Origin of the sequence: Pseudomonas sp. Os17 (genome assembly GCF_001547895.1) — a bacterium.
Lineage (GTDB): Bacteria > Pseudomonadota > Gammaproteobacteria > Pseudomonadales > Pseudomonadaceae > Aquipseudomonas.
The window spans coordinates 1,053,760-1,079,908 of record NZ_AP014627.1; the positions used below are offsets into that span (position 1 = coordinate 1,053,760).

30 protein-coding genes are annotated in these 26,149 nt (G+C 63.1%); 15 read left to right on the forward strand and 15 right to left on the reverse strand.

Translation table 11 applies throughout. The features are described 5' to 3' along the window. Positions 1 to 7: 7 nt before the first annotated feature. On the reverse strand, positions 8 to 1,162 hold the full coding sequence (gene algW / locus POS17_RS04685) for a Do family serine endopeptidase AlgW (RefSeq protein ID WP_060837558.1): 1,155 nt from the start codon (positions 1,160 to 1,162) through the stop codon (positions 8 to 10). A gap of 102 nt (positions 1,163 to 1,264) precedes the next feature. Between algW and POS17_RS04690 the strand changes: the two genes are divergently transcribed. From POS17_RS04690 to cysN, 3 genes are all read left to right on the forward strand, one after another. Next, positions 1,265 to 2,023: a Nif3-like dinuclear metal center hexameric protein gene (locus tag POS17_RS04690; RefSeq protein WP_019093347.1), complete on the forward strand. Its 759-nt coding sequence runs from the start codon at positions 1,265 to 1,267 to the stop codon at positions 2,021 to 2,023. Between the two features lie 168 nt (positions 2,024 to 2,191). Continuing rightward, positions 2,192 to 3,109 (forward strand): sulfate adenylyltransferase subunit CysD, encoded by a 918-nt coding sequence (cysD, locus tag POS17_RS04695; protein WP_060837559.1) that lies wholly within the window; start codon positions 2,192 to 2,194, stop codon positions 3,107 to 3,109. Positions 3,110 to 3,118: 9 nt separating this feature from the next. Beyond that, positions 3,119 to 5,017, forward strand: coding sequence for a sulfate adenylyltransferase subunit CysN (gene cysN / locus POS17_RS04700; RefSeq protein ID WP_060837560.1), 1,899 nt, complete (start codon positions 3,119 to 3,121; stop codon positions 5,015 to 5,017). Positions 5,018 to 5,137: 120 nt separating this feature from the next. Here cysN and POS17_RS04705 read toward each other — a convergent pair whose 3' ends face one another. The 3 genes from POS17_RS04705 to POS17_RS30710 are packed head-to-tail and all read right to left on the reverse strand — an operon-like array spanning position 5,138 to position 8,539. Continuing rightward, entirely contained in the window at positions 5,138 to 6,043 is a 906-nt protein-coding gene (locus POS17_RS04705; RefSeq protein ID WP_060837561.1) for an acyltransferase, read from the reverse strand. Beyond that, positions 6,044 to 8,143 carry a phosphate acetyltransferase gene (gene pta, locus POS17_RS04710; RefSeq protein WP_060837562.1) on the reverse strand — a complete coding sequence of 700 codons (2,100 nt, stop codon included), beginning with the start codon at positions 8,141 to 8,143 and terminating at the stop codon, positions 6,044 to 6,046. A gap of 57 nt (positions 8,144 to 8,200) precedes the next feature. Beyond that, the gene (locus POS17_RS30710; RefSeq protein ID WP_082729943.1) at positions 8,201 to 8,539 is read right to left on the reverse strand and encodes a DUF3565 domain-containing protein; all 339 of its coding nucleotides are present in this window, start codon (positions 8,537 to 8,539) and stop codon (positions 8,201 to 8,203) included. Here POS17_RS30710 and POS17_RS04715 point away from each other — a divergent pair. The 3 genes from POS17_RS04715 to POS17_RS04725 all read left to right on the forward strand — a co-directional run bounded on the left by POS17_RS04715 (position 8,508) and on the right by POS17_RS04725 (position 11,057). Beyond that, positions 8,508 to 8,993, forward strand: coding sequence for an FKBP-type peptidyl-prolyl cis-trans isomerase (locus tag POS17_RS04715; RefSeq protein ID WP_016964800.1), 486 nt, complete (start codon positions 8,508 to 8,510; stop codon positions 8,991 to 8,993). The genes POS17_RS30710 and POS17_RS04715 overlap by 32 nt on opposite strands. Positions 8,994 to 9,257: 264 nt before the next feature. Further along, positions 9,258 to 9,740, forward strand: a complete 483-nt coding sequence (locus tag POS17_RS04720; protein WP_016964799.1) for a glutathione peroxidase — start codon at positions 9,258 to 9,260, stop codon at positions 9,738 to 9,740. Between the two features lie 213 nt (positions 9,741 to 9,953). Next, entirely contained in the window at positions 9,954 to 11,057 is a 1,104-nt protein-coding gene (locus tag POS17_RS04725) for an NADH:flavin oxidoreductase (RefSeq protein WP_060837563.1), read from the forward strand. Here POS17_RS04725 and POS17_RS04730 read toward each other — a convergent pair. Both POS17_RS04730 and cysZ read right to left on the reverse strand, forming a co-directional pair. After that, entirely contained in the window at positions 11,054 to 12,337 is a 1,284-nt protein-coding gene (locus POS17_RS04730) for a glycosyltransferase family 4 protein (RefSeq protein WP_060837564.1), read from the reverse strand. The two genes, POS17_RS04725 and POS17_RS04730, sit on opposite strands and share 4 nt — an antisense overlap. A 45-nt stretch (positions 12,338 to 12,382) precedes the next feature. Then, positions 12,383 to 13,132: a sulfate transporter CysZ gene (gene cysZ / locus POS17_RS04735; protein ID WP_060837565.1), complete on the reverse strand. Its 750-nt coding sequence runs from the start codon at positions 13,130 to 13,132 to the stop codon at positions 12,383 to 12,385. Positions 13,133 to 13,442: 310 nt separating this feature from the next. Here cysZ and trxB point away from each other — a divergent pair, with 310 nt between their 5' ends. Further along, positions 13,443 to 14,405, forward strand: a complete 963-nt coding sequence (gene trxB / locus POS17_RS04740; RefSeq protein ID WP_060837566.1) for a thioredoxin-disulfide reductase — start codon at positions 13,443 to 13,445, stop codon at positions 14,403 to 14,405. 121 nt (positions 14,406 to 14,526) lie between these two features. Here the strand turns inward: trxB and POS17_RS04745 are convergent, their stop codons facing one another. From POS17_RS04745 to POS17_RS04770, 6 genes are all read right to left on the reverse strand, one after another. Further along, positions 14,527 to 14,865, reverse strand: coding sequence for a HopJ type III effector protein (locus POS17_RS04745; RefSeq protein ID WP_060837567.1), 339 nt, complete (start codon positions 14,863 to 14,865; stop codon positions 14,527 to 14,529). Beyond that, positions 14,858 to 15,154: a DUF1244 domain-containing protein gene (locus POS17_RS04750; RefSeq protein ID WP_060837568.1), complete on the reverse strand. Its 297-nt coding sequence runs from the start codon at positions 15,152 to 15,154 to the stop codon at positions 14,858 to 14,860. The genes POS17_RS04745 and POS17_RS04750 overlap by 8 nt, the downstream gene beginning before the upstream one ends. 94 nt (positions 15,155 to 15,248) lie before the next feature. Continuing rightward, positions 15,249 to 15,620 (reverse strand): dihydroneopterin triphosphate 2'-epimerase, encoded by a 372-nt coding sequence (gene folX, locus POS17_RS04755; protein ID WP_060837569.1) that lies wholly within the window; start codon positions 15,618 to 15,620, stop codon positions 15,249 to 15,251. A gap of 2 nt (positions 15,621 to 15,622) precedes the next feature. After that, the gene (gene folE, locus POS17_RS04760) at positions 15,623 to 16,183 is read right to left on the reverse strand and encodes a GTP cyclohydrolase I FolE (protein WP_060837570.1); all 561 of its coding nucleotides are present in this window, start codon (positions 16,181 to 16,183) and stop codon (positions 15,623 to 15,625) included. Positions 16,184 to 16,205: 22 nt separating this feature from the next. Then, a complete protein-coding gene (folM, locus tag POS17_RS04765; RefSeq protein ID WP_060837571.1) occupies positions 16,206 to 16,916 on the reverse strand; it encodes a dihydromonapterin reductase in 711 nt (236 codons plus the stop codon). A gap of 175 nt (positions 16,917 to 17,091) precedes the next feature. Then, the gene (locus tag POS17_RS04770; protein ID WP_016964754.1) at positions 17,092 to 17,661 is read right to left on the reverse strand and encodes an antibiotic biosynthesis monooxygenase; all 570 of its coding nucleotides are present in this window, start codon (positions 17,659 to 17,661) and stop codon (positions 17,092 to 17,094) included. Positions 17,662 to 17,873: 212 nt separating this feature from the next. Between POS17_RS04770 and POS17_RS04775 the strand changes: the two genes are divergently transcribed. Continuing rightward, positions 17,874 to 18,833: a MerR family transcriptional regulator gene (locus POS17_RS04775; protein ID WP_060837572.1), complete on the forward strand. Its 960-nt coding sequence runs from the start codon at positions 17,874 to 17,876 to the stop codon at positions 18,831 to 18,833. 22 nt (positions 18,834 to 18,855) lie between these two features. Here the strand turns inward: POS17_RS04775 and POS17_RS04780 are convergent, their stop codons facing one another. Further along, complete coding sequence (locus tag POS17_RS04780) at positions 18,856 to 19,461, reverse strand: hypothetical protein (RefSeq protein ID WP_060837573.1); 606 nt, start codon at positions 19,459 to 19,461, stop codon at positions 18,856 to 18,858. A 69-nt stretch (positions 19,462 to 19,530) separates the two neighbouring features. Further along, complete coding sequence (locus POS17_RS04785) at positions 19,531 to 19,989, reverse strand: PAS domain-containing protein (RefSeq protein ID WP_060837574.1); 459 nt, start codon at positions 19,987 to 19,989, stop codon at positions 19,531 to 19,533. 155 nt (positions 19,990 to 20,144) lie between these two features. Between POS17_RS04785 and POS17_RS04790 the strand changes: the two genes are divergently transcribed. Then, positions 20,145 to 20,600 (forward strand): flavodoxin, encoded by a 456-nt coding sequence (locus POS17_RS04790; RefSeq protein ID WP_060837575.1) that lies wholly within the window; start codon positions 20,145 to 20,147, stop codon positions 20,598 to 20,600. Here the strand turns inward: POS17_RS04790 and POS17_RS04795 are convergent. Next, positions 20,581 to 21,477 carry a LysR family transcriptional regulator gene (locus POS17_RS04795; protein WP_060837576.1) on the reverse strand — a complete coding sequence of 299 codons (897 nt, stop codon included), beginning with the start codon at positions 21,475 to 21,477 and terminating at the stop codon, positions 20,581 to 20,583. The genes POS17_RS04790 and POS17_RS04795 overlap by 20 nt on opposite strands. A 97-nt stretch (positions 21,478 to 21,574) precedes the next feature. On the opposite strand from POS17_RS04795, the gene POS17_RS04800 reads away from it, so the two are divergent. The 6 genes from POS17_RS04800 to POS17_RS04825 all read left to right on the forward strand — a co-directional run bounded on the left by POS17_RS04800 (position 21,575) and on the right by POS17_RS04825 (position 26,069). After that, positions 21,575 to 21,961, forward strand: a complete 387-nt coding sequence (locus tag POS17_RS04800; protein ID WP_060837577.1) for a CidA/LrgA family protein — start codon at positions 21,575 to 21,577, stop codon at positions 21,959 to 21,961. Further along, positions 21,951 to 22,637 (forward strand): LrgB family protein, encoded by a 687-nt coding sequence (locus POS17_RS04805; protein ID WP_060837578.1) that lies wholly within the window; start codon positions 21,951 to 21,953, stop codon positions 22,635 to 22,637. Before POS17_RS04800 ends, POS17_RS04805 begins: the two co-directional genes overlap by 11 nt. A 146-nt stretch (positions 22,638 to 22,783) precedes the next feature. Next, on the forward strand, positions 22,784 to 23,566 hold the full coding sequence (locus POS17_RS04810; RefSeq protein ID WP_060837579.1) for a class II aldolase/adducin family protein: 783 nt from the start codon (positions 22,784 to 22,786) through the stop codon (positions 23,564 to 23,566). Further along, positions 23,566 to 24,468, forward strand: a complete 903-nt coding sequence (locus POS17_RS04815) for an alpha/beta fold hydrolase (protein WP_060837580.1) — start codon at positions 23,566 to 23,568, stop codon at positions 24,466 to 24,468. Before POS17_RS04810 ends, POS17_RS04815 begins: the two co-directional genes overlap by 1 nt. 167 nt (positions 24,469 to 24,635) lie before the next feature. Continuing rightward, positions 24,636 to 25,547, forward strand: a complete 912-nt coding sequence (locus POS17_RS04820) for an SDR family oxidoreductase (RefSeq protein WP_060837581.1) — start codon at positions 24,636 to 24,638, stop codon at positions 25,545 to 25,547. Positions 25,548 to 25,709: 162 nt separating this feature from the next. After that, positions 25,710 to 26,069, forward strand: coding sequence for a hypothetical protein (locus tag POS17_RS04825; protein ID WP_060837582.1), 360 nt, complete (start codon positions 25,710 to 25,712; stop codon positions 26,067 to 26,069). Positions 26,070 to 26,149 lie beyond the last annotated feature (80 nt).

The following is a 26,149-nucleotide window of genomic DNA, read 5'->3' on the forward strand; positions in this document are numbered from 1 at the left end:
CCCAGCTTTAGTCTTCTTCCTTGACCGGTGCGGGTGGCGGACGCAGGCCGATTTCCGCCGTCAGCTTGAGTTCCTTGCCATTGCGCATCACCAGGATGGCGACTTTTTCCATCGGCTTGATGCGCGCCACCTGATTCATCGAGCGGCGGCCGTCGCCGGCCGGCTCGCCGTCGATGCTGAGGATCACGTCACCCAGTTGCATGCCGGCTTTCTGTGCCGGGCCATCGCGGAAGATCCCCGCCACCACGATCCCGGGACGTCCGGCCAGGCCGAAGGACTCCGCCAGCTCCTGAGTCAGCGGTTGCACTTCGATTCCCAGCCAGCCACGGATGACCTGGCCGTGTTCGATGATCGACTTCATCACTTCCATGGCCAGCTTGATCGGAATGGCGAAGCCGATGCCCTGGGAGCCGCCGGACTTGGAGAAGATCGCGGTGTTGATCCCGGTCAGGTTGCCATTGGCGTCCACCAGGGCGCCGCCGGAGTTGCCCGGGTTGATCGCGGCGTCGGTCTGGATGAAATCTTCGTAGTTGTTTAGGCCCAGCTGGTTGCGTCCGGTGGCGCTGATGATGCCCATGGTCACGGTCTGGCCGACCCCGAACGGGTTGCCGATGGCCAGGGCGACGTCGCCGACGCGGACGTTTTCCGAGCGGCCGACGGTGATCGAAGGCAGGTTCTTCAGGTCGATCTTGAGCACCGCCAGATCGGTTTCCGGATCGCTGCCGATGACCCGGGCCAGGGTTTCCCGCCCATCCTTGAGCGCCACCACGATCTGTTCGGCGCCGGAGGTCACGTGGTTGTTGGTCAGCAGGTAACCTTCGGGGCTCATGATCACCCCGGAACCCAGGCTCGACTCCATGCGCTGCTGCTTGGGCAGGTTGTCGCCGAAGAAGCGGCGGAACTGCGGGTCTTCAAACAGTGGGTGGGCCGGTTTGTTGATGACCTTGGTGGTGTACAGGTTGACCACCGCAGGCGCGGCAATCAGCACCGCATCGGCATAGGACACCGGTCCCTGCCGGGTGCTGGTGGTTTGAGGCGCTTGTTGCAGGTTGACGTCCAGGCTGGGCAGGCCGACCCACTGGGGGTAGCGCTGAATAATCAGCAACGCGATGAGCACGCCGGCCAGAAGCGGCCAGCCAAAAAAACGCAGAGCCTTGAGCATTGAGCAAGTCCTGGGTGGTTACGAAGGGCTGCGCACGGCCCATAATGTCGCGCATTATACGAGGCCGCGCGCGCCTCTGAACGGGATATTTAGGAGTCTTTTATGGCCGTTGCCCTGAGCACATTGGTGGAAGAAGCGGACCGTTATCTGGGCAGTTCACGCATTGCCGACTACTGCCCCAATGGCCTGCAGGTCGAAGGGCGCCCGCAGGTGATGCGTATCGTCAGTGGCGTGACCGCCAGCCAGGCCTTGCTGGACGCCGCCGTGGAGGCCAAGGCCGATCTGGTGCTGGTGCATCACGGCTACTTCTGGAAAGGCGAGAACCCCTGCATCACCGGCATGAAGCAGCGTAGGTTGAAAACCCTGCTCAAGCACGACATCAGCCTGTTGGCCTATCACCTGCCCCTGGACCTGCACCCCGAGGTGGGCAACAACGTGCAGTTGGCCCGGCAGTTGGATATCACCGTGGAAGGCCCATTGGACCCGGAGAACCCCAAGGTCGTCGGTCTGGTCGGTTCCCTGGGCGAACCCATGACGGCGCGGGACTTTGCCCGGCGGGTGCAGGAAGCGATGGGCCGTGAACCGCTGCTGATCGAAGGCAGCGAAATGATCCGCCGGGTCGGCTGGTGCACCGGGGGTGGCCAGGGCTACATCGATCAGGCGGTGCAGGCCGGCGTCGACCTGTACCTGAGCGGCGAGGCCTCGGAGCAGACCTTCCACAGTGCCCGGGAAAACGACATCAGCTTCATCGCCGCCGGCCACCACGCCACCGAGCGTTACGGCGTCCAGGCCCTGGGCGACTATCTGGCCCGGCGCTTTGCCCTGGAGCACCTGTTCATCGACTGCCCCAACCCGATCTAACCCCTGCATGGGCCGCCCGGGCAGGCGATTTAGCTGCCTAACCGGGCGGCATATTCATATATCGTTTCGTTCTAGTTGGCTCCCTGATTAGAAGCAGGTCGCTGTGCTAGCATGCCCCGCTCGAACACGGCCCGATGGCCGTCCATAAGAAAGCTTTCGTGAGTAGCCATGGTCGACAAACTGACGCATCTGAAACAGCTGGAGGCGGAAAGCATCCACATCATCCGCGAGGTGGCCGCCGAGTTCGACAACCCGGTGATGCTGTACTCCATCGGTAAAGACTCCGCCGTGATGTTGCATCTGGCCCGCAAGGCGTTCTTCCCCGGCAAGCTGCCGTTCCCGGTGATGCACGTCGATACCCAGTGGAAATTCCAGGAAATGTACAAGTTCCGCGACCGCATGGTCGAAGAACTGGGCCTGGACCTGATCACCCACGTCAACCCGGATGGCGTGGCCCAGGGCATCAATCCGTTCACCCACGGCAGTGCCAAGCACACCGACATCATGAAGACCGAGGGCCTCAAGCAGGCCCTGGACAAATACGGTTTCGACGCCGCGTTCGGCGGTGCCCGCCGCGATGAAGAGAAGTCCCGCGCCAAGGAGCGCGTCTACTCGTTCCGCGACAGCAAGCACCGCTGGGACCCGAAGAACCAGCGTCCCGAGCTGTGGAACGTCTACAACGGCAAGGTCAACAAGGGCGAGTCGATCCGCGTGTTCCCGCTGTCCAACTGGACCGAGCTGGACATCTGGCAGTACATCTACCTGGAAGGCATCCCGATCGTGCCGCTGTACTTCGCCGCCGAGCGTGAAGTGATCGAGAAGAACGGCACCCTGATCATGATCGATGACGAGCGCATCCTCGAGCATCTGTCCGATGAAGAGAAAGCCCGCATCGTCAAGAAGAAAGTGCGTTTCCGTACCCTTGGCTGCTACCCGTTGACGGGCGCGGTGGAGTCCGAGGCCGAGAGCCTGACGGACATCATCCAGGAAATGCTCCTGACGCGAACTTCCGAGCGCCAGGGCCGGGTCATCGACCACGATGGCGCCGGCTCGATGGAAGACAAGAAACGTCAAGGTTATTTCTAAGGGGCTGTCATGTCGCATCAATCTGATTTGATCAGCGAGGACATCCTCGCGTACCTGGGCCAGCACGAACGCAAAGAGCTGCTGCGCTTTCTCACCTGCGGCAACGTCGACGACGGCAAGAGCACCCTGATCGGGCGCCTGCTGCACGACTCGAAGATGATCTACGAAGACCATCTGGAAGCCATCACCCGGGATTCGAAGAAGGTCGGCACCACCGGTGACGACATCGACCTGGCGTTGCTGGTCGATGGCCTGCAGGCCGAGCGCGAGCAGGGCATCACCATCGATGTCGCCTATCGCTATTTCTCCACCGCCAAACGCAAGTTCATCATCGCCGACACCCCAGGCCATGAGCAGTACACCCGTAACATGGCCACCGGTGCTTCCACCTGTGACCTGGCGATCATCCTGGTGGATGCCCGCTACGGTGTGCAGACCCAGACCCGTCGTCACAGCTTCATCGCCTCGCTGCTGGGCATCAAGCACATCGTCGTCGCCATCAACAAGATGGACCTCAAGAACTTCGATGAAGGCGTGTTCGAGTCGATCAAGGCCGACTACCTGAAGTTTGCCCAGGGCCTGAAGTTGCAGCCCACCAGCCTGCACTTCGTGCCGATGTCGGCGCTCAAGGGCGACAACGTGGTGAACAAGAGCGAGCGTTCGCCCTGGTACACCGGGCAGTCGCTGATGGAAATCCTCGAAACCGTGGAAGTGGCCGGTGACCGCAACTTCACCGACCTGCGTTTCCCGGTGCAATACGTCAACCGTCCGAACCTGAACTTCCGTGGTTTTGCCGGCACCCTGGCCAGCGGCATCGTGCACAAGGGTGACGAAGTCGTGGTGCTGCCGTCGGGCAAGAGCAGCCGGGTCAAGTCCATCGTCACCTTCGAGGGCGAGCTGGAGCAGGCCGGTCCTGGCCAGGCCGTGACCCTGACCATGGAAGACGAGATCGACATCTCCCGCGGCGACCTGCTGGTGCATGCCGACAACGTGCCGCCGGTCACCGACAGCTTCGAAGCCATGCTGGTGTGGATGGCCGAAGAGCCGATGCTGCCGGGCAAGAAATACGACATCAAGCGTGCGACCAGCTACGTGCCGGGCTCGATCGCCAGCATCAACCACAAGGTGGATGTGAACACCCTGGAAGAGGGCGCGGCCAGCGCGCTGCAACTGAACGAGATCGGCAAGGTCAAGATCAGCCTCGATGCACCGATCGCCCTGGATGGCTACGAAAGCAACCGCACCACCGGCGCTTTCATCGTCATCGACCGCTTGACCAACGGCACCGTCGGCGCCGGCATGATCATCGCCCAGCCGGTGGCCCATGGCAGCGCCACCCACCATGGCAAGCTGGCTCATGTGGCCACCGAAGAGCGTGCCCAGCGCTTCGGCCAGCAACCGGCCACCGTGCTGTTCAGCGGCCTGTCGGGCGCCGGCAAGAGCACCCTGGCCTACGCCGTGGAGCGCAAGCTGTTCGATATGGGCCGTGCGGTGTACGTGCTCGATGGCCAGAACCTGCGGCACGACCTGAACAAGGGCCTGCCCCAGGACCGTGCCGGGCGGACCGAGAACTGGCGCCGTGCGGCCCACGTCGCCCGTCAGTTCAACGAAGCCGGCCTGCTGACCCTGGCCGCGTTCGTGGCACCGAGTGCCGAAGGGCGCGAGCAGGCCAAGGACCTGATCGGCAAGGAGCGTCTGCTGACGGTGTATGTCCAGGCATCGCCTGCGGTGTGCGCCGAGCGTGATCCGCAAGGCCTGTACGCGGCGGGTGGGGATAACATCCCGGGCGAATCCTTCCCTTACGACGTGCCGCTCAATGCCGATCTGGTGATCGACACCCAGGCGCTGTCGGTGGAAGAGAGCGTCAAGCAGGTGCTGGACCTGCTGCGCAGCCGCGGCGCGATCTAAGCCGTAGCCAAAAGCCCGCAGTCGAGTGATCGGCTGCGGGCTTTTTTGTGCGCTTGAATTAGCCTTCCCCGGCCAGGACGGTACAGCTCCGTAGGAGCTGGCTTGCCAGCGAAGAGGCCCTCAGGGTTTTGCCGGATACTCTCGATGCAGCACTTCCAGCAGCGCATCCTTGGCCAGCCACTGCTGGTTGATCCAGCCCTGGAATTCCTGGCGATAGGCCGTGTCCTGTTCGTAGTTCTTGCCAATGAACTGCGGCGGAATCCGTACCTCTTCAAAGCGCACCACCACATCCTTGACCCTGCCGCACAACAGGTCCCAGAAACCGGGCCGGCCAGCGGGGTAGTGCAGGGTCACATCGATGATCGATTGCAGTTGCTCGCCCATGGCGTCCAACACAAAGGCGATACCACCGGCCTTGGGCTTGAGCAGGTAGCGAAACGGTGATTGCTGCTGGGCGTGCTTGGCGTCGGTAAAGCGCGTGCCTTCGACGAAGTTGAAGATGCCCACCGGGTTGTTGCGAAACTTCGCGCAGGTCTTGCGGGTGGTTTCCAGGTCCTTGCCTTTCTTCTCCGGATGCTTTTCCAGGTAGGCCTTGGAGTAGCGCTTCATGAACGGGAAGCCCAGAGCCCACCAGGCGAGGCCAATCACCGGCACCCAGATCAACTCCTGCTTGAGGAAGAACTTCAACGGGCGAATGCGCCGGTTGAACACGTACTGCAGGACCATGATGTCGACCCAGCTCTGGTGGTTGCTGGTGACCAGGTAGGAGTGCTGGTAATCCAGGCCTTGCAGGTCCTGCACATGCCAGCGGGTGCGGCACACCAGCTGCATCCAGGCCTTGTTGTTGCTGATCCAGGCTTCGTGGGTGTGGTTCATCAGCCAGTGAGTCAAGCGCTGGGTGAGGGCGAAGGGCAGGGCCTTGCAGATCGCCACGCAGAACAGGAACGAGCACAGCAGGATGGTGTTCAGCGCCAGCAGGATCGAGGCAATGATCCCGCGCACGACGGCAGGTAGAAATTCCAGCATTTAGACATCCATGGGTCGGTTGGCGGCTTGAATCGCGGTCAGGGCGATGGTGTAGACGATGTCGTCCACCTGGGCGCCCCGGGGCAGGTCGTTCACGGGTTTGCGCAGGCCTTGCAGCATCGGGCCCAGGCTCACGCAATCGGCGCTGCGCTGCACGGCCTTGTGGGTGGTGTTGCCGGTGTTCAGGTCTGGGAACACGAACACCGTGGCTTTGCCCGCCACCTGGCTGTTGGGCGCCAGTTGTCGGGCGACGTTCTCGTTGGCCGCGGCGTCGTATTGCAGCGGGCCGTCGATCAGCAGTGAGCGCTGGGCTTCGTGGGCCAGCAGGGTCGCCTCGCGGACTTTCTCCACTTCTTCGCCGCTGGCCGAATCGCCGCTGGAGTAGCTGATCATTGCCACCCGTGGGGTGATGCCGAAGGCCGCCGCCGAATCGGCGCTCTGCAAGGCGATTTCCGCCAGCTCGCTGGCGCTGGGGTGCGGGTTCATCACGCAGTCGCCGTAGACCAGCACCTGCTCGGGGAACAGCATGAAGAACACCGAAGACACCAGGGTGCAGCCCGGGGCGGTCTTGATCAGTTGCAGGGCCGGACGGATGGTGTTGGCGGTGGAGTGGATCACCCCGGATACCAGGCCGTCCACTTCATCCAGGGCCAGCATCACGGTGCCGATCACCACCGGGTCTTCCAGTTGCTGCTCGGCCATGGGCGCGTTGAGGCTCTTGCTCTTGCGCAGGGCAACCATGGGCTCCACGTAGCGCTCGCGGATCAGGTCCGGGTCGAGAATCTCCAGGCCTTCGGGCAACTCGATGCCCTGGGCCCGGGCCACCGCATGAACTTCCTCCGGCTTGGCCAGCAGCACACAACGGGCAATGCCACGGGCCTGGCAGATGGCGGCGGCCTGTACGGTCAGCGGCTCGCTGCCTTCGGGCAGGACGATGCGTTTGTTGGCCTGCTGGGCTCGCTGGATCAACTGGTAGCGGAACACGGCCGGCGACAGGCGCATTTCCCGCGGGGTGCCGCAGCGCTGGTGCAGCCAGTTGGCGTCCAGGTGGCTGGCGACGAAGTCGGTGATGATTTCCGCGCGCTCGCGGTCATCGATGGGGATTTCCTTGTTCAGGCCATTGAGCTGGTTGGCGGTGTCGTAGGACCCGGTGCTGACCGACAGCACCGGCAGGCCGGCGTTCAGGGCGCCACGGCACAGCTCCATGATCCGCGGGTCGGGCAGGGTGTCGCTGGTCAGCAGCAGGCCGGCCAGGGGCACGCCGTTGATCGCCGCCAGGCTCACGGCGAGGATGATGTCATCGCGGTCCCCCGGCGTCACCACCAGCACGCCGGGCTTGAGCAGCTCCACGGTGTTGCGCATGGTGCGGGCGCAAATGATGATCTTGGTCATGCGCCGGCTTTCGTAGTCGCCGGCGTTGAGCACCTGGGCTCCCATCAGCTCCGCTACGTCGCGGGTGCGTGGGGCGTTGAGTTCCGGCTGGAAGGGAATGCACCCCAGCAGGCGGAAGTCGCCGCTGCGCAGCAATGGCGAATGCTCCTTCAAGCGTGCGGAGAAGGCCTCCATGCTTTCATCGGTGCGCACCTTGTTGAGGATCACACCCAGCACTTTCGGGTCCCGCGGGCCGCCGAACAACTGTGCCTGCAGCTCGACCCGGCCGGACAGTTCGGTGAGCACTTCGTTTTCCGGGGCGGACACCAGGATCACCTCGGCATCCAGGCTTTTCGCCAGGTGCAGGTTGACCCGGGCGGCGTAGCTGGCGCTGCGGGTCGGCACCATGCCTTCGACGATCAGCACGTCCTTGCCGATGGCGGCTTGCTGGTAGAGGGTGATGATTTCCTCCAGCAGCTCATCCAGCTGACCGTCGCCGAGCATCCGCTCGACATGGGCCAGGCCCAGGGGTTGTGGCGGTTTCAGACCGTGGGTGCGGGCCACCAGCTCGGTGGAGCGCTCGGGACCGGTATCGCCCGGATGAGGCTGGGCAATGGGTTTGAAAAAGCCGACCTTGAGGCCGGCCCGTTCCAGGGTACGCACCAGCCCGAGGCTGATGGAGGTCAGACCCACACCAAAATCGGTGGGCGCGATAAAAAAAGTTTGCATGCGAATTCTCGGAAGGTGCATGGCAAGGGCGACGGTCTAAGGCCGTCTGCCGAATCGTCAGGCGCTAAGGTTATCGCTTCCCGGGGGCTGAGCACACCAGCCACAGTCAAAGGGCTTGCCTATTTTTTCTGCCCGCCGCTGTGGGTCCAGGACCCAGGCCCGGGATTGCCAGGGGGGCTGGTGGCGCAGGTGCTGGGTATGGCCGCAGGACAGCTCCACCACCCAGTGGCCGTCTTCATCCTGATGAAATCCACGAATTGTCGGCCGGCTTTTCCCGTTCCGTTGGTCCGGGTTCCGTTCGCTTTCGAGCGATTGCTTCGCTAAACTTCGACGCTCTTCATTCTTATGCAAAAGGTCCCGCCCCATGCTGATCGCCGCCAATAAGGCTGTCTCCATCGACTATACCCTCACCAATGACGCTGGTGAGGTCATCGACAGCTCTGCCGGCGGCGCCCCGCTGGTTTACCTGCAAGGCGCAGGTAACATCATTCCTGGTCTGGAAAAGGCTCTGGAAGGCAAGCAAGTCGGTGACGAGCTGAACGTTTCCGTAGAACCTGAAGATGCCTACGGCGAATACGCTGCCGAACTGGTCAGCACCCTGAGCCGCAGCATGTTCGAAGGTGTCGACGAGCTGGAAGTGGGCATGCAGTTCCACGCATCCGCTCCGGACGGCCAGATGCAGATCGTGACCATCCGTGACCTGGACGGCGACGACGTGACCGTCGACGGCAACCACCCGCTGGCCGGTCAGCGCCTGAACTTCCAGGTCAAGATCGTTGCCATCCGTGATGCCAGCCAGGAAGAAATCGCTCATGGCCACGTCCATGGCGAAGGTGGCCATCACCACTGATTTTCTGCGCTAAGCTCAAGCGTGCTGGAGAGGCGCCCGAGCAGGCTGTGTGAAAACTACTGCGTTTGGCAATACTGCGTTAAAAACAGGCTCGGAATGCTCATTTGGGCTCCTAAACTCCGCTTCCTCGCCTGTTTTTGCCTTGTCTTGCCTGCACTCGCGACGTTTTCACACAGCCTGCGAGGGCGCCTTTTTAGTCCGCGGCTTTTGGCTGTACTGTCGAGAGGCTGTTTTCTGTAAGAACACAGGAATTTGGAGTTCGTCATGAGTGCTTTTCACGACCTTAAATTGAAAGCCCTGGATGGTCAGGAGCTGCCGCTCGCGCCCTTCAAGGGGCAAGTCGTGCTGGTGGTCAACGTCGCCTCCAAATGTGGTCTGACACCACAATATGCGGCGTTGGAAAATCTCTACCAGCAATACAAGGGCCAGGGGTTCAGCGTACTGGGCCTGCCCTGCAATCAGTTCGCCGGGCAGGAGCCGGGCACCGAGCAGCAGATCCAGGAGTTTTGCAGCCTCAACTACGGGGTGACCTTTCCCCTGAGCAGCAAGCTCGAGGTCAACGGTCCCGAGCGGCATCAGCTGTACCGTTTGCTGGCGGGCGAGGGGGCCGAGTTTCCGGGGGACATCACCTGGAACTTCGAAAAATTCCTCCTGGGCAAGGATGGCCGGGTTCTGGCGCGCTTCTCGCCACGCACCGCGCCGGATGATCCCACCGTGGTCCAGGCTATCGAGAAGGCCTTGAGCTGAGGCGGCCAGCCGGGTGCACCCGCCCGGCCCATTGTTATTGCCTGCCTCGCGCCGCTCTCATGCGGCGTTTTTGCATCTAAATCACTTAAATCAATAATGCTGTGCAGGGCTTTGGGGGATGAATATTATCCCCATCATAAGTGCGCCGGGGCCGGTACCCGGCGCAGTCTTGTGCGTCGAATATCGACTCAAGCCTTTTTGTCGGAGTGCAGCATGCCTGTTCAAGCCTTGTTCAAACCCTTTCAACTCGGCGCGCTGGAGCTGCCGACCCGCGTGGTGATGGCGCCCATGACCCGCTCGTTTTCCCCGGGTGGGGTGCCCAACGCCAAGGTCATCGAGTATTACCGGCGCCGTGCCGCCGCCGGCGTGGGCCTGATCATCACCGAGGGCACCACGGTCGGACACAAGGCCGCCAACGGTTACCCCAACGTGCCGCAGTTTTATGGCGAAGCGGCCCTGGCCGGCTGGAAGAAGGTGGTGGACGCGGTTCATGCCGAGGGCGGCAAGATCGTCCCGCAGCTGTGGCATGTGGGCAATGTGCGGCGCCTGGGCACCGAGCCGGATGCCAGCGTGCCCGGCTACGGCCCCAGTGAGAAGCTCAAGGATGGCAAGGTGGTGGTGCATGGCATGACCCACGAGGACATCCGGGAGGTGATCGCAGCCTTCGCCCAGGCCGCCAAGGATGCCCAGAGCATCGGCATGGACGGCGTGGAAATCCACGGCGCCCACGGTTATCTGGTGGACCAGTTCTTCTGGGAAGGCAGCAACCAGCGCACCGATGAATATGGCGGCGACCTGGCCCAGCGTTCGCGTTTCGCCATCGAGCTGATCCAGGCCGTGCGTGCCGCCGTCGGCCCGGAATTCCCGATCATCCTGCGCTTTTCCCAATGGAAGCAGCAGGACTACAGCGCTCGCCTGGTACAGACTCCGCAAGCCCTGGGCGCATTCCTCAAGCCGCTGGCGGATGCCGGTGTGGATATCTTCCACTGCTCGACCCGGCGCTTCTGGGAGCCGGAGTTCGAAGGTTCGGACCTGAACCTGGCCGGCTGGACCCGCAAGCTCACCGGCAAGCCGACCATCACCGTGGGCAGCGTCGGCCTGGACGGCGAGTTCCTGCAGTTCATGGTCAACACCGACAAGGTGGCGCAGCCGGCCAGCCTGGAAAACCTGCTGCAGCGCCTGAACAACGACGAGTTCGATCTGGTGGCCGTGGGCCGGGCCCTGCTGGTGGATCCGGATTGGGCGCAGAAAGTCCGTGAAGGCCGTGAGCAGGACATTCTGCCGTTCAGCCGCGAAGCCCTGATGACCCTGGTCTAACGTCCGGCTCCGGGCGGCGAGGGGGGCAGCCCTCTCACCGCCTGGAGTGTCTTGACCGTACCTGGCGTTTTTTGCAGCGCCGCTTCGATCATTGCCTCGTAGTCTCCGGCTGGAGCCGGCTGGCAGGCATTGCGCAACTGATCTTCAAACTGTTCGATCACGGCGGGCCACCCTTGGCGGCTGGCGTGTTGCCGGGCATTGAGACGTACCCGGCGCAGGGTTTCGGCTTCCTCCAGCAGCCAGCCGGTAGCCTCACAGAACGCGCCTTCATCCCCGGGCATGGCCAGCACGCCGTTGTAGCCATGGCGGATATGCTGGGCTGCCGCGGCCTGATCGTAAGCCACCACCGCCAAGCCGGACGCCAGGGCTTCAAGCACCACATTGCCGAAGGTTTCGGTCAGGCTGGGAAACAGGAACACATCCCCCGAGGCGTAATGGGCCGCCAGTGCCTCGCCGCGCTGGCTGCCGCAGAACAGGGCTTCGGGCAGGTTTTTTTCCAGGGCGGCACGTTGTGGGCCGTCACCCACCACGATCAACTTCATCCGACGCTGTGGATAACTGGCCTTGAGCTGTTCGAAGCAGCGCTTGAGCAGCCCGAGATTCTTCTCCGGCGCCAGGCGCCCGACATGGATCACCGCCAGGTCGTCGTTGCCCAGGCCCCAATGGCTGCGCAGCTCATTGAGCCGCTTGGCCGGATGGAACAACTGGCTGTCGACGCCTCGGGACAGCAGGGCCAGGCGTTCGAAGTGGCGGCGCTCCAGCTCCAGGCGCTGGCTGACACTGGGCACCAGGGTCAGCTTCGAGCGGTTGTGGAACCAGCGCAGGTAGTGGGTCAGCAGGCGAGTCAGCAAACCCAGGCCGTATTGGCTGGAGTACTGCTGGAAGTTGGTATGGAAGCCGCTGACCACCGAGATCCCCAGGCGCTGGGCGGCCCGCAGTGCAGACAGTCCCAGGGGACCTTCGGTGGCAATGTAGAGCACGTCCGGGCGCTGGCGTTTCCAGCGCCGCAGCAGTTTGTGCATCGACGACTGACCCCATTGCAGCCCCGGATAGCCCGGTAGCGGCCAGCCGCGGCACAGCAGCAGCGCTTCATCGCTGGGCCGACTCTGGTCGCAGCCCTGGCGCGGGCGCACCAGCTCCACCTGATGCCCGCGGGCGCGCAGGCCATCGCACAGGCGGCCAAGGGTATTGGCCACGCCATTGATTTCCGGCGGGAAGGTTTCAGTGATGAGGGTGATATGCAGAGCGGTCGTCATGGCCTCAGTGTCGACTGAGGCCATGTCGCCATTGTGACGTGCGGATGATGGATTTATGACGCCGGCAGCCTATTTGCCCGGCGGGTTCTCCACCCCGCGTTCGCGCACCCAGAACAGCGTCGCTCCGGCCACGGCGGCCGGCATCATCAGGATGTTGACGAAGGGGATCATCAGCGCCAGGTAGACGATGCCGCCAAAGCCCAGGCTCTGCCAGCGCTTCTGCCGCAGCCAGGCGAGCATGTCCTGCCAGCTCATCTTGTGGTTGTCCGCCGGGTAGTCGATGTACTGGATAGCCATCATCCAGATGCCGAACAGCAGCCACAGGGGCGCGGCCACCAGGTTGATCACCGGGATCAGCGAGAGGATGAACAGGCCGATGGCCCGGGGCAGGAAGTAGCCGAGCTTGCGCATTTCCCGGGACAGGGTGCGGGGGATCATGGCGATCAGCTCGCCCCAGCTGAAGGCGGGGAAATCATCGGTGCCGCGGACCACGGTTTCGACCTTTTCCGATAGAAAGCCGTTGAAGGGCGCGGCGATGATGTTGGCCAGCATGGTGAAGGTGAAAAACACCATCAGCGCCACCAGCACCATGAACAGTGGCCACAGGATGTAGCTGAGAAAGCTCAGCCAGTCCGGCAGGGTCGGCATCAGGCTGTCGATCCACAGGCTGAACTGGTGGCCGGCGAAATAGATCAATCCGACGAACAGTATCAGGTTGATCGCCAGGGGCAGGAGCACGAACAGGCGCAGGCCAGGGCTGAGGACCAGCTTCAGGCCTTCACGCAGGTATTGCGGTCCGGACAGTACGGGGGCGGGCATAGAGCGCTCCGAGCAGATGGAAAACGCGCCGACCTTACCGGCTTTGCCCTGGGGGCGAAAGTGGTGCGATCAGCTCGACATCAACGGTAACAAAGACCCTTTCAAATGAGTCCGCAGAGGATAGAGACCGCCTATGAGCTGGATTGTTAAACCGTATTTCCTTAATCTTCGCCCCCTCTATACGCTTCACCCATTATTTTTTGGACGGACGAGTCAAAGCCTTCCCCAAGGTATCGCCGTCCTTTTTTATTCCAGCCGGCAATCCGGCGTTCCGTGCCAGGTCACCTGGGCCGGTCGATAGGAGTGAGTCATGTCTGAAGTACGTCATTCGCGTGTGATTATTCTCGGTTCCGGCCCTGCCGGTTACAGCGCCGCCGTCTATGCCGCCCGGGCCAACCTGAAGCCGCTGCTGATCACCGGCATGCAGGCCGGCGGCCAACTGACCACCACCACTGAAGTCGACAACTGGCCTGGCGACGTGCACGGCCTGACCGGCCCTGCGCTGATGGAGCGGATGCGCGAGCACGCCGAACGTTTCGAAACCGAAATCGTCTTCGATCACATCAACGCCGTGGATTTTGCCGCCAAGCCTTACACCCTGACCGGCGACAGCGCGACCTACACCTGCGATGCCCTGATCATCGCCACCGGTGCCAGCGCCCGTTACCTGGGCCTGCCTTCGGAAGAAGCCTTCATGGGCAAGGGCGTTTCCGCTTGCGCCACTTGCGACGGCTTCTTCTATCGCAACAAGCCGGTGGCCGTGGTCGGCGGTGGCAACACTGCGGTTGAAGAGGCCCTGTACCTGGCCAACATCGCCAGCACCGTGACCCTGATCCACCGTCGCGAAACCTTCCGCGCCGAGAAGATCCTGATCGACAAGCTCAACGCCCGTGTGGCCGAAGGCAAGATCATCCTCAAGCTCAATGCCAACCTCGACGAAGTCCTGGGCGACAACATGGGTGTGACCGGTGCGCGCCTGAAGAACAACGACGGCAGCTTCGACGAACTGAAAGTCGACGGCGTGTTCATCGCCATCGGCCACACCCCGAACACCTCGCTGTTCGAAGGCCAACTGACCCTCAAGGACGGTTACCTGGTGGTGCAGGGCGGCCGTGACGGCAACGCTACCGCGACCAGCGTCGAAGGCATCTTTGCCGCCGGTGACGTGGCCGACCACGTGTACCGTCAGGCCATCACCTCGGCCGGCGCCGGCTGCATGGCAGCACTGGACACCGAGCGTTACCTGGACGGCCTGCAGAACGCGGCACACTGATTTCCAGGCAATAAAAAAACCGGCGCAAGCCGGTTTTTTATGGGGGTTGCACTGTCGGAGCCGGTTTGTCAGTGGCGAGGCTGTCGCCTTCGCTGGCAAGCCGGCTGCTACAGGCTCCGGATCAGCGGCGGGTCAGCGGCTGGGCGGCGAACTTCACCCCGGCCAGGCCGTGGGCGATCAGGGCGCGGATGTTGCCGTGATCAGTGCCTTCGGGAGTGGCCAGTACCGAGCGGTAGTGTTCGCCAAAGGCCAGCAGGGCCTCGTTGTCGCTCAGGCCTTCCAGCAGGGCCAGGCCCAGGGTCTTGCACGAGCCTTCATTCTGTCCGGCAGCGTTTTCCACGCCGCCGTTGTTGAACGCCTGGGGCTGGTAGTGGTAACCGGCGGCGACAAAGGCCAGGGTGTCGGCAAAAGCATGTTCGCCGCTGTTCAGGCTGGCGCGCAGGGTGTTCAGGTCAGTCATGGGGCTTTCCTTTGGCGAACGCCGCTTGCTGCTCGGCGCTGGCTTCTTTCTGGTAGAGATTTTTCCATTCGGCGTAGGGCATGCCGTACACCACTTCACGGGCCTCATCGAGGCTGACCTCGATCTGGCGTTCATCGGCCTCGGCCTTGTACCACTTGGACAGGCAGTTACGGCAGAACCCGGCCAGGTTCATCAGGTCGATGTTCTGCACGTCCTTGCGGTTGTCCAGGTGGGCCACCAGGCGGCGAAAGGCCGCGGCTTCCAGTTCCAGGCGTTGTTGAGGGGACATAAGACTCACTGCACGTAGAAGGATGGGAACAGCTGCAAGCTACAAGCTGCCGGCGGCCAGTCAAAGCCCAATCGCCTTGACCGGCCGCTTGGCGCTAGCGACTTGCGGCCAATGTGATCGACACCGATTCGGCAAAGCGCAGGGCGTGGGGCTTGTCGACCTCGACCTCGGCGTAGTGCACCGAGTCGTTGCTCATCACCAGGTCCAGCAGTTCCTGGGTCAGGCGCTCCAGCAGGGCGAAGCGATTGCCTTCGACGTGAGCGATGATCGCCTTGGTGATGGTGCGATAGTTCAGCGCATGATCGATATCGTTGTCACGCACCGCCTCCTGGGCGGGGTACAGGATGGTCAGGTTGATCAGCACATCCTGCTTGTTGAGGATTTCTTCCTCGTTGATTCCGATGTAGGTCCGCAGGAGCAGGTCCTTGACTCGGATACGAGCCATTCCTGGCTGAAGTTGTGGCATTGCTACTTGCTCCGTCCAATCAATTGCAGGAATTCCTGGCGAGTGGTGCTCGAATCGCGGAAGGCGCCGAGCATCACCGAGGTGTGCATGGTGGAATTCTGTTTCTCGACGCCGCGCATCATCATGCACATGTGCTTGGCCTCGATCACCACCGCGACGCCGGCGGCCTGGGTCACGCTCTGCAGCGCGTCGGCGATTTCCCGGGTGAGATTTTCCTGGATCTGCAGGCGCCTGGCGAACATATCGACGATGCGGGCGATCTTCGACAGCCCCAGCACCTTGCCGGTGGGAATATAAGCCACATGGGCCTTGCCGATGAAGGGCAGCAGGTGATGTTCGCACAGCGAATACAGTTCGATGTCGGCGACTATCACCATTTCATCGCTGTCGGAGGCGAACAGCGCGCCGTTGACGATCTCCTCCAGCGACTGGCTGTAGCCGTGACACAGGTACTGCATGGCTTTGGCTGCGCGCTTGGGGGTGTCGAGCAAACCTTCGCGCTCGGGGTCTTCGCCCAGATCCTTGAGGATCTCGCGGTAATGCTGGGGCAGGGAAAGGCTCATGCATGGTCCTCGCGGGGCCGGCTTACTTGATGTGTCGCCCGCCGTTGACGGTCAGGGTGGTGCCGGTGACATAGGGGTTGTCCAGCAGGTAGCGCAGGCTCTGGTAGATCACTTCGCTGCCGGGTTCGATGCCCAGCGCGGATTTGGCCAGGGTCTTGGCGCGGTACGCCGCGTCGTCGTCGGGATTGAACAATAGCAGGGCCGGAGCAATGCCGTTGACCTTGATTGTCGGGGCGTATTTCGCCGCGAAGGACAGGGTCAGGCTGTCCAGCCCGGCTTTGCTGGCGCAGTAGGCAATGTGCTTGCTGCTGCCTTTGCGGGTCACGTCGTCGCTGATGTGGATGATGTCCGCGGGGCTCGAGCGCTGCAGCAACTCCGCGCAGTGCAGGTTGATCAGGTAGGGCGCGAGCATGTGCACGCTGAACATCCGGGTAAAGGCGGCGCTTTCCTCGCCCGGGCTTTCTTCCAGCCACTCCGAGGCGTTGTGGACGATGGCCCGCAGGCGGTCGGTTTGGGTTTTCAGCTCGCTGATCAAGGCCAGGATTCCGGCCTCGCTGGACAGGTCGGCGAACAGCAGGGTCGCGCCTTTTTCATGCAGGGTTTCAAGGCCTGGGCGCAGGCTGCGGTAAGTGACGATCACCGGCTGTCCGTCTTCGAGCAAGCGCAGGGCGCAATGCAGGCCGACACGCTGGCTGGCGCCAGTGATCAGGATCGGGGCGGGGGAGGCGTTCATGGAGGGCTCGCGTCGCGGGTAGTGGGAAAACTATACCAGCGAGGGGCGGACCTGTGCCTGCAGGCAACAGGCTGGTCGGCGAAAGCGACCTTGCGCGGCTCTTCGCTGGCAAGCCAGCTCCTGCGCTCGGCGCGAATGTTGCGCCAGGTGCTGCAGGAGCCGGCTTGCCGGCAAATCACGGATTTTGCGTCGAGGGGGCGCTCGGCAATACGCGCGCCGGTGTGCTGTTGAGCCAGTTGGCCAGCAGGCGGGTGGACAGCGGAATGAAGAAATAGACCATCAGCGGGGTCAGCGCCAGGGTGCTGACAAACACCCGGGGCAGCAGGCTCAGATCACTGAGCAAGGGGCCGAGGACGAAGTTGAACAGCAGCGATACCGGGAAGAATGCCAGCCAGATGGCCACGGCCTGCTTCCAGCGTGGCGGCCGTTGTCCGGCGGCGCCGAACCAGCCGTCGATGCCACTGACCCGGTGCTCCGACGGGTGGGCAAACAGATCGCTGCCCCGGGCCAGCCAGGCGGTACGCGAGGCGGAGTGCTCCCAGGTGTGCAGGGTATGTTCGTCGGCAAAGCGGAAGATGATCTGGAATTCGTCATCGTCGGGCGGTGGTGCAAGGACACCGGAACCCAGGTAGCCGGGAAAGTCGGTGGCCAGTTGTTCGCCTTCGCGCAGCCAGGCGATCAGGTCCTGGTAACGGCCGTCGGCAACGCGCCGGGCAACCATCAGGGTGACGGGTGAGGTAGACATTATGTATCTCCGTAAAACCAATGCGCTGCCTGGATAAGGCAGGCGCTTGACGTGGCACCGGGGTAGTGGGCCGCGCCTGAAACAAGCAAGGATTATTCCCGATTGCTGGCGCGGGACCAACGACGCCGGTCGGTTTTTCTCGGGCTTGAAGCATTTGCGTCGGGGAAGAGTAGAATGAGCGCCACTTTGTTTACCGGTGTGTTCTCCCCCAGATGCCCGTCATGACTGAACTTGCCCCTGTCACGCCCGCCCCTGACCCTGTCGCTCAGGACGAGTTGTTTCCGATTCGTGAGGTGGCGCGCCTGACCGGCATCAACCCGGTGACCCTGCGGGCCTGGGAGCGACGCTACGGTCTGATTCAACCCACGCGCACCGAAAGTGGGCATCGCCTGTATTCCATGCACGATGTTGAGGCGGTGCGGGAGATTCTGGGCTGGATCGAGCGTGGCGTGGCGGTGAGCAAGGTCGGCAAGATCCTGGCCAAGAACCGCGCTGTCCAGGCGCAGGGCAAGGCGCCGCTGGACGATGCCCTGCAAGGCGAGTACGGCCAGTGGCGCGATCAGTTGAAGCTGGCGGTGAGCGCCTTCGATGAGGAGCTGCTGGAGCGTCTGTACGGGCAGATTTTTTCCAGTTATGCCCTGCCAGTGGTGTTCCAGGACATCTTCCTGCCGTTCTGGAAGCAGCTGCTGCAGGTTCGGGACGGTTTCGGCCAGACCAGCGAGTGGTTGTTTCTGGACGGTTTCCTGCGCGCGCGGATCACTCAGCGTCTGTTGTTGCAGCGGGCCGGGCAGAGCCGGCACTTGTTGCTGACCGCGCTCAACGAACAGTGTCGCGAGCTGGAGCTGTTGGTGGCGGCGCTGATGCTCGGGCATGACCAGCTCGGTGTGCGTCTGCTGGGGCCGGGGGCGCCCTTGGAGGAGCTGACCCTGGTTTGCGAGAAGCTCCAGCCCGTGGCCCTGGTGGTGTTTTCCAATCATGCGCCCACGGCGGAACTGCCCAAGCGTCTCCAGCGTCTGGCGCTGACCCTGGATTGTCCGCTGATGCTGGCCGGAGATGCGGCGGACCTGGCGCAGGAGCGTCTCAGCGGTTCGCCGGTGGCCTGCCTGGGGAATGAAGGACGCCTGATGCAGAAGCGCCTGCGGCAGTTCCTCAGCGGGCGCCTGGATACCTGAGCCCGCCGTTGGCCCGCCCGCCTCAGGCGTGCAGGGCCGGATGGCTGTGGCGATGCTGCTGGAGGATGAACTGGCGCAGGCGCTCGGTTTCTTCCACATCACGCTGATCCAGGCGATAGGCATAGAAACCGGCTTCGGTCTGGCGCTCGAAGCGCCCATGCAGGGCAATCCGCTCATACCCCGAGGGGCTGAACCACTGGGCGAACTGCTTGGGCGGCCGGGTCCGGTTGCGGATCTCCAGCAACACGCCCTTGAACGACACTTCCCGCACCCACAGGCGTCCCGGCTGGCCCTTGGCGTTTTCCAGGGCCACCGGTTCTTCCAGCGCCAGGCGCCAGGGCCGGACCATCGGGCCGTCCTCGAAGATGCTCGGCACACCCAGGCGCAGATGCAGGGCATGGAACTCGTCTTCCACCAATTGCAGGGGAAAGGTCATCTGCTGATTGTCGAAGTGCGCCTGGATGGTGACCTTTTCGTTGGCGGCCAGGCGGGTCAGCAAGTCACGGATCTGCGAGCCGCCATTGACCAGCAGGCTGGATGTGCTGTCGCGCACATTGAGCTGCGGGTTGTGCTGCATGGTCCGGATGAAATCCAGTTCATCCTGAGTGAGAAGGGCGTCACGCTGCATGATGTTGCTCGAAGGGTGGAGTACAGATCGGCGGGGAATATCCCTACAGACCACGAAAGATGGATTTTATTAGTGTCCGTCGGTCGCCTTGAACGCGGCCAGTTCGGCCTGTGCCGCGGCCAACTGTTGTTCCAGCTGGAGCAGCCGTTGCTGAGCCTTGATCTGTGCGCTGACATCCTTTTGCACACCGATGAAATAGGTCAGCTGGTCGCTGTCGTTGAACACCGGAGTGATCGACAGCTCGTTCCAGAAGTGGCTGCCGTCCTTGCGGTAGTTGCGCAGCACCTCGCGGCACGGCTGGCCCTTGCCCAGGGCCTGGCGGATCCGCTCCAGTCCCGGCTGGTCACGGTCTCCGGACTGCAGGAAACGACAGTCCTGATAAAGCACCTCATCGGCGCTGTAGCCCGTCAATCGCTCGAAGGCCGGGTTCACGTAAATCACGATGTTGTCTTCGCCTTCCTGTTCCGCGACCACAATCCCGTCGTTGGAGGCGTCGATCATCCGTTGCAGAAGATGCGCGTTGATCATCCCGAAGTTCCGCTATCGATCAGTTGGTGCTGGATTCTAAGACATGCTGGCACGCTGTCCACTGGGGCTCTCCAGAGGCGCGGGATGCCAGGAAGGGGATTTTACTCCGTAGCTGGTAATATCCCAGTCTTTTAGTCAGCTTCAGGAACAGATTGATGAAAGTCGCCATCCTTTCCGGCTCGGTCTACGGCACGGCTGAAGAAGTCGCCCGGCACGCCGCCAAGCTCCTCAACGCTGCAGGCCTGGAGGCCTGGCACAACCCACGGGCCAGTCTGGCCGAGCTTCAGGCCTTCGCGCCGCAGGCGTTGCTGGCGGTGACCTCGACCACCGGCATGGGGGAACTGCCCGACAACCTGCTGCCGCTGTATTCGAGCCTTCGCGATCAGTTGCCCGCCGCCTGTCGCGGGCTGCCGGGGGCGGTGATCGGCCTCGGCGATTCCAGCTATGGCGATACCTTTTGCGGTGGCGGTGAGCAGATGCGCGAATTGTTCGCCGAACTGGGCGTGCGCGAAGTGCTGCCGATGCTGCGCCTGGACGCCAGCGAGAGCGTGACCCCGGAAACCGACGCCGAGCCCTGGCTGGCCGAGTTGATCAGCGCCCTGCGGGGCTGACCGGCTGTTCCCGCAGCAGCGCGAGCCAGGCTTGCGCTGCCTTAGACAGATAAGCGCCCTGGCGCCAGATGAAGGCGATATCCCAACGCAGGTAGTCCGGCGCCTTGAGTGTCAGGCGCACCACACCCGGCCGCACCAGGCCGCGGGCCACCACACTGGGCAGCAACACCACGCCCTGGCCGGCGGCCACCAGCGCCGCGAGAAAATCCGCCTGACCACTGCGCCCGCCCTCCTTGGGAGTGAAGCCCACCTGCTGGCAGGCCTGGAGCAACCGGTCGTTGAGCACAAAGCTGCGCTGATAGAGGAGGAAGGGGGTATCCGCCAGTTCTTCCAGGCGCACCTGGGCGTTCATCGCCAGGGGATGATCGGCGGGCAGCAAGGCATCCAGCGGCTCATCGCAAAAGGGCTGGTAGGCAAACGCCGGGTCCTTGGGGGTCAGGCTGCCGCCCAGTTCCAGCTCGCCATTGCGCACCGCCTGCTCGACATTCAGGCTGCCGCCTTCGAGCAGTGACACCTGAATGTTCGGATAGCGCCGACGGTATTCGGCAAAGCGGCTGGCGAACAGCGCGTCGCTGCCCAGCAACGGCAGGCCCAGGCGCAGTTCGCCCCGGGCCAGCTGGCTCAGGTCGTCCAGCTCGCTGAGCAGCTCGTGGCGCAGGCGTAGCATGCCCTCGGCCCGTTGCAGCACCACCTGGCCGGCGGCGGTGAGGTGAATGTGCGAGCCCTGGCGCTCCAGCAGGGGCGTGCCCAGGCTCTGTTCCAGCTGAGCGATCTGTTTGCTGACGGCCGACTGGCTGATGTGCAGGGTCTTGGCCGCCTGGGTGAACCCGCCCTGGCGCATCACTTCGACGAAGCTGCGCAGTTGTTTGAAATCCATGGTGGTGATTCCAGATTGGAATGGTTTCGAGTCTAACAATTCGCTTCGGTGATGCGGGGGCTTTTCATAAAATAGCCCCCTGAGAGGACCTGACCCCATGAACATTTCCACCTGTAAACGCCTGAGCCGCCTGATTTACGAGCTGGCGGTGCTGCTGGCCATCTATTTTCTCGGTTGCCAACTGGCCACCTGGCTGCCCTGGCCAATTCCCGGCGGAGTCATCGGCCTGGGGCTGTTGCTGCTGGCCTTCGCCCTGGGCTGGGTCAAGCCGGCGGCGCTGCAACTGGGGGCCGGCCTGCTGATGGCGGAGATGCTGCTGTTTTTCATTCCGGCGCTGATGAGCCTGCTGGATTACGGCAGCCTGCTGCGCGAGGACGGCTGGCGGATCCTTCTGGTGATCGGCATCAGCACCTTGCTGGTGATGCTGGTGACCGCACTGACCGTGGAATGGGTGTGCCGCTGGAGAATGCGCCATGAAGCTTGAGCTGATGCCGATGTTCTGGCTGGCCCTGACCCTGGGGGCCTATCTGTTCAGCCGCTGGATCTATCGGCGCACCGGGCGCTACCTGCTGTCGCCGCTGATCCTGGTGCCGGCCCTGTTGCTGGCGATTGCCGTGCCGCTGCACACCGCCTACGCCGAATACGCCGCCAACACCCACTGGCTGATGCTGGTGCTGGGGCCGGTCACCGTGGCCTTCGCGATTCCCATCTGGCAGCAGCGGCAACTGCTGATGCGCCACTGGTCGGCCCTGTTGCTGGGCATGCTGGCGGGCAGCGCCGCGTCCATCGGCAGTTCCTTCGGCCTGGCGAAGATGTTGGCCCTGGACAGCTCGGTGACCCTGTCCCTGGTGCCACGCTCGATCACCACGCCGTTCGCCATGCCCCTGGCCCATGACCTGGGCGGCGTGCCCGAGCTGACGGCGGTGTTCGTGATGTTCACCGGGGTGTTCGGTGCCATGCTTGGCGGTGTGCTGCTGCGCTGGCTGCCCTTGCGCAGCGCCCTGGCCCGGGGCGCCCTGTTTGGGGTGGGGGCCCACGGTGCCGGAGTCAGCCGGGCCCATGAAGTCGGCGGCGAAGAGGGCTCCGTGGCCGGGCTGGTGATGGTGCTGACCGGGCTGTTGAACCTGTTCGCCGCCCCTTTGCTGGCGTCGGTGCTTTGACGTGAAAACCGCGGGCCAGAGCCTTTTTTCCGGCTGACCCGCTCGGTCATCAAGCTGGCTGGCAATGCAACTCCGCCAGCGCTGCGGGCTGTCTAGACTCTGAGGGTCCTCTTCCTCCAATAAGAACTGTCACCGAGGTCCTTGCCGTGAGCTCAGCCCCCGTTCAATCGACAGCGAGTGTGAAAAACCAGGTTAGTGCCATCGAGTGGCAAACCCGCCTGGACCTGGCCGCCTGTTATCGCCTGGTGGCGATGCATGGCTGGGATGACCTGATCTTCACCCACATCTCCGCCAAGGTGCCGGGCACCGAAGACTTTCTGATCAATCCGTTCGGCATGATGTTCCACGAGATCACCGCCTCCAGCCTGGTGAAGGTCGATCAGGCCGGCAACAAGCTGATGGACAGCCCCTACGAGATCAACCCGGCCGGCTACACCATTCACAGCGCGGTGCATGCGGTGCGCCACGATGCGCTCTGTGTGCTGCACACCCACACCGCCGCCGGGGTCGCAGTGTCGGCGCAGAAGCAGGGCGTGCTGCCCATCAGCCAGCAGTCGCTGTTTGTCCTGTCGAGCCTGGGCCATCACCCCTATGAAGGAGTGGCCCTGAACCCCGAGGAAAAGGTGCGGCTGCAGGCCGACCTGGGCGACAACAACTTTCTGCTGCTGCACAACCATGGCTTGCTGACCTGCGGCGCCAGCATCGCCGATACCTTTCTGATGATGTTCATCTTCCAGCGTGCCTGTGAGATTCAGGTGCTGGCGCAGAGTGGCGGCGCCGAGCTGATGGCCATTTCCCCGGCGATCCTGAGCGGGGCCAAGGCGATGATCGCCGGGGTCACCCGCAGTGCCCAGGGCATGGGCGGGGTGCTGGCCTGGCCGGCCCTGCTGCGCAAACTCGATCAACTCGACCCAGGTTATAAAGTCTGATGCCTATTGCCGAGATTCCTCTATGTGTCTGGCGCAAGCGCGGCAAGGACTTCGAGTTCCGCGGCCGGCGCATTCGCTACTGGGTGGCGGGGCATGGCGAGCCGCTGCTGTTGATCCATGGCTTTCCCACGGCCAGCTGGGACTGGCATTACCTGTGGCAGCCCCTGGCGCGGCGTTATCAGGTGATCGCCTGCGACATGCTCGGCTTCGGCGACTCGGACAAGCCCCTGGAGCATGAGTACAGCCTGCTGGAACAGGCGGACTTGCAGCAGGCGCTGCTGGCTCATTTGCATGTCCGCCAGCCGCTGCACCTGCTGGCCCATGACTATGGCGACAGCGTCGCCCAGGAGCTGCTGGCCCGGCACTATGAACAGCGCATCGCAATTGCCAGCTGCGTGTTTCTCAATGGCGGCCTGTTTCCGGAAACCCATCGCCCGGTGCTGACCCAGAAGCTCCTGCTCAGCCCGCTGGGCTGGATGCTTGGGCGGGCCTTCAGCCGCCACGGCCTGGCGAACAGCTTCCGGCAGATCTTCGGCCCCCAGACCCGTCCCAGCGAGTCGGTCCTGGACGACTTCTGGAGCCTGGTGCACAGCAACAACGGGCCGCGCATCCTGCACAAGCTGATCGCCTACATCCCCGAGCGGCGGCTGCAGCGCGAGCGTTGGGTCAGTGCCATGCAACGCGGCGAAGTGCCGCTGCGGGTGATCGACGGCGCCCAGGACCCGATTTCCGGCGCACACATGGTGGAGCGCTATCGCCAGCTGATCCCCGAGCCGGACACCGTGCTGCTGCCGGGCATCGGCCATTACCCGCAGATCGAGGCGCCGCTGCCGGTGCTCAAGCATTACCTGGGCTTTCGCGACAGGCTGTCGTCGCCATCGCGTCAGGCCGTGGGCTCCTGAGCGCCAGGGCCACACCGTGGCCCCTTGCCGGAGCCCGTTGTTGAGCGCTCGGGGCAATTATCCCGCTGTCTTATTGCGCACCATTCAGGTCCGGACGTTTTTATTGTGACCGCCGCCCGGCTGCCTGACACTCGGCCCATTGTCCATTGGCCCTGCTGGAGTTCGGTATGAGTGAATCTGTGCGCTTGCAAGACAAAGTAGTGATCATCACCGGAGCCGGCGGCGGCCTGGGCCGGGCCCATGCCTTGCTGTTCGCCAGGCACGGGGCCAAGGTGCTGGTCAACGACCTGGGGGGCTCGGCCCAGGGCGAAGGCGCCAGCGCCTCCGCGGCCGACAAGGTGGTGGCACAGATCCGTGAGGCCGGGGGCATTGCCGAGGCCAACCACGACTCGGTCACCGATGGCGAAAAGATCGTGCAGAACGCTCTGGACGTTTTCGGCCGGGTCGATGTGGTGGTCAACAACGCCGGCATCCTGCGGGACAAGACCTTCCACAAGATGGACGACAGCGATTGGGACCTGGTGTACCGGGTGCATGTCGAAGGGGCCTACAAGGTCACCCGTGCCGCCTGGCCGCACCTGCGGGACCAGGCCTACGGGCGGGTGATCTTCACCGCCTCCACATCGGGCATCTACGGCAACTTCGGCCAGTCCAACTACGGCATGGCCAAGCTCGGCCTGTACGGCCTGACCCGGACCCTGGCCATCGAAGGGCGCAAGAACAACATCCTGGTCAACGCCATTGCCCCGACCGGTGGCACGCGGATGACCGAGGGGCTGATCCCGCCGCAAGTGTTCGAACAGCTCAAGCCCGAACTGGTGAGCCCGCTGGTGGTGTACCTGGGCAGCGAGCAATGCCAGGAAACCTCCGGCCTGTTCGAAGTGGGCGGCGGCTGGATCGGCAAGGTGCGTTGGGAGCGCAGCCTGGGCGTCGGTTTCGATCCGCGCCAGGGCTTTTCGCCCGACGATGTGGCGGCGCACTGGCAGCAGATCTGCGATTTCGAAGGGGCGGCCCATCCCAAGGACAACATCGAGGCGCTGAAGGAGATGATGCAGAATCTGCAAAAGTACGCCCTCTGACGCTGCGCGGACCAGCGTTGTCCGGCGCTGATCGGCGGGCACTCTTCCCCGGCTTGAAAACAGCCGTTCAATGACCCGCCGGAGCCTGGGCCCCGGCGGTTTTACTCCTGTGGCGTTCGTCTCTATGCTCGACGGTTGGCGAACGCACAAGGAGCGCTTGAGATGTATGAATCAAAGGATCAGCCGGTACTGTCGCGACTGCTGTTTATCCGGCGTCTATGTGTTCATGGCCTGGTGGTCCTGGCCCTGATCAGCTTTTCGGTGCTGCTGGGGATCAGCGGCCTGCTGTACTTCGAGCAGGACATTTCCTTTCACGACGCCTTGTATGACGCGGCCATGATCCTCGGCGGCATCGGGCCCATCAACATGCCGCAAACCCCTGGCGGCAAACTGTTTTTTGCCACCTACGGGCTTTATACCAACCTGGTGTTCGCCGCCACGCTGGGCTTGATCCTGTCTCCGGTGGCGCATCGTCTGTTGCACAAGTTTCACTACGACGAAGGGGATGACGACAGGTTGTAAGTTCAACGTCGCGGTTGTCTTGCGCGCATAAAAAAGGCCGCTGCAAGAGCAGCGGCCAAAGTAAGACGTTAGATCAAGGA